At 74.3% G+C, this 2,332-nt stretch carries 3 protein-coding genes; all 3 read left to right on the top strand.

What is annotated here, in order from left to right; translation table 11 throughout:
* On the top strand, positions 1–699 hold a 699-nt coding region (locus H5J29_RS29570), incomplete at its 5' end, for a lysophospholipid acyltransferase family protein (RefSeq protein WP_181784258.1).
* Positions 700–704: 5 nt separating this feature from the next.
* On the top strand, positions 705–1,703 hold the full coding sequence (locus tag H5J29_RS29565) for an NAD(P)H-dependent glycerol-3-phosphate dehydrogenase (protein ID WP_220188089.1): 999 nt from the start codon (positions 705–707) through the stop codon (positions 1,701–1,703).
* Positions 1,700–2,332, top strand: a 633-nt coding sequence (locus H5J29_RS29560) for a PLP-dependent transferase (RefSeq protein ID WP_181784256.1), incomplete at its 3' end; no start/stop codon positions are given. The genes H5J29_RS29565 and H5J29_RS29560, both read left to right, overlap by 4 nt.

Below are 2,332 nucleotides of genomic sequence, written 5' to 3'. Positions count from 1 at the left end.
ACCTTCTATCCGCTGTCGTACCTGGTCGGCAAGCCCCGCTTCGAGGGGCGGGAGCACCTGCCCGCCTCGGGCGGGGCGCTGGTCGTGGCCAACCACATCTCCTACCTGGACCCGGTGCTCACCGCGCTCTGGGTGTACTCGGCGAAGCGGGTGCCCCGGTTCCTGGCCAAGGCGAGTCTGTGGAAGGTCCCGTTCTTCGGGAGGGTGCTGCTGGGCAGCGGCCAGATCCCCGTCTACCGGGACTCGGCCGATGCGCAGCGGAGCCTGCGCGCCGGCGTCGAGGCCCTGGAGGCGGACAAGGTCGTGGTGATCTACCCGGAGGGCACGATCACGCGCGACCCGGACGGCTGGCCCATGCACTCGCGGACGGGCGCGGCACGGCTCGCGCTGTCCTCGGACGTCCCGGTGATCCCGATGGTCCACTGGGGCACCCGCGAGGTCTACGACCACTACCGCAAGCGCTTCCGGCCCCTCCCGCGCACCACGATGACGGCGAAGGGCGGCCCGCCGATCGACCTCTCCGAGTACCGCGGCAAGCCCATCGACGCGGCCCTGCTGCGCGAGGTGACCGACCTGATGATGGTCCGCTGCCGGGAGCTGCTCGCCGAGGTCAGGCAGGAGCAGGCACCCGCCGCCTTCTACCGCCGCGGCGGCACCGAGACCCCCGCCGCGCCCGACGCTCCGGAGACCCCGGCGTGACGGCCCTGTCGAGGGTGGCCGTCCTGGGCGCCGGGTCCTGGGGGACGGCGTTCGCCAAGGTGGTGGCGGACGCGGGCCGGGAGGTCGTGCTCTGGGCCCGCCGCCCCGAGGTCGCCGAGGCGATCCGGGAGCGCCGCGAGAACCCGGACTACCTGCCCGGGATCTCCCTCCCGGAGAAGGTCTCCGCCACGACGAACGCCGCGGCGGCGCTCGAGGGGGCCGACGCCGTCGTGCTCGCCGTGCCCTCGCAGACGCTGCGGGCGAACCTCGCCGACTGGCGGGCCCTGCTCCCGCCGGGGAGCACGCTGGTCAGCCTGGCCAAGGGCGTCGAGCTGGGCACGTTGAAGCGGATGAGCGAGGTGATCGCCGAGGTCGCGGGGGTGACCGCGGACCGGATCGCCGTGGTGTCCGGGCCGAACCTGGCGCGCGAGATCGCGGCGGGGGAGCCCACGGCCACGGTGATCGCGTGCTCGGACCACGCGCGGGCCGTGGCGCTGCAGTCCGCCACCTCGAACGACTACTTCCGCTCCTACACCAACGCCGACGTCGTCGGGTGCGAGCTGGGCGGCGCGGGCAAGAACGTGATCGCGCTGGCCGTGGGGATCGCGGCGGGGATGGGGCTCGGGGACAACTCGCGGGCCTCGTTGATCACCCGCGGGCTGGCCGAGACGTCCCGGCTGGGTGCGGTGCTCGGCGCCGACCCGTTGACCTTCGCCGGGCTGGCGGGCCTGGGGGACCTGGTGGCCACGTGCTCGTCGCCGCTGTCTCGCAACCGCACGTTCGGCGAGCACCTGGGCCGCGGGGAGACCCTGTCCCAGGCGGAGGCGGCGAACCACGGGCAGGTCGCGGAGGGCGTGAAGTCCTGCGTGTCGATCTGCGAGCTGGGGGAGCGGCACGGGGTGGAGCTGCCGATCGCCGACGCCGTCCGGCGGGTGTGCCACGAGGGCTACTCGGCGCGGGAGATGGCCAAGGAGCTCATCTCCCGGGCCCCGAAGAGCGAATGACCGGCGACGGGACCCGCTGTGTCGGGCAGGCCGCGGGGGCGCCCGGCGATCCGGTGCACCCCGGGCCCGTGCTGTCCTCGACCTTCCACCTGGCCCCGGAGGAGCTGCCGGAGTACTTCTACGGCCGCGCGGGCAACCCGACCTGGTCGGCCTACGAGGCCGCGATCGGCGAGCTGGAGGGCGGCGAGTGCGTCGCGTTCGCCTCGGGGATGGCGGCGCTGTCCACGGTGATGCGGCTGCGCGCGCGCCCCGGCACCGCCGTGGTCCTGCCGTCCGACGGCTACTACATCTCGCGGCTGGTCGCCTCCGAGGAGCTGGCGCCGATGGGCGTCGAGGTGCGGGAGTTCGCCACGGCGGGCTCGCCCCCGTCGTTCGCGGGCGCCACGCTGGTCCTCCTCGAGACCCCGTCCAACCCCGGGCTGGAGGTCTGCGACATCCGCGCCCTGGCGGAGGCGGCCCACGCAGCAGGCGCCCTGGTCGCGGTCGACAACACGACGGCGACCCCGCTCGGCCAGAAGCCGCTGCCCCTCGGCGCGGACTTCGTGGTCTCCAGCGACACCAAGGCGATCTCCGGTCACGGGGACGTGCTGTTGGGCCACGTGACCTGCGCGGACCCGGTCCTGGCGGCG

Source organism: Pseudonocardia pini (assembly GCF_013870575.1).
Taxonomy (GTDB): Bacteria; Actinomycetota; Actinomycetes; order Mycobacteriales; family Pseudonocardiaceae; genus Pseudonocardia; species Pseudonocardia pini.
This window is presented reverse-complemented; position numbering and strand designations above follow the sequence as displayed.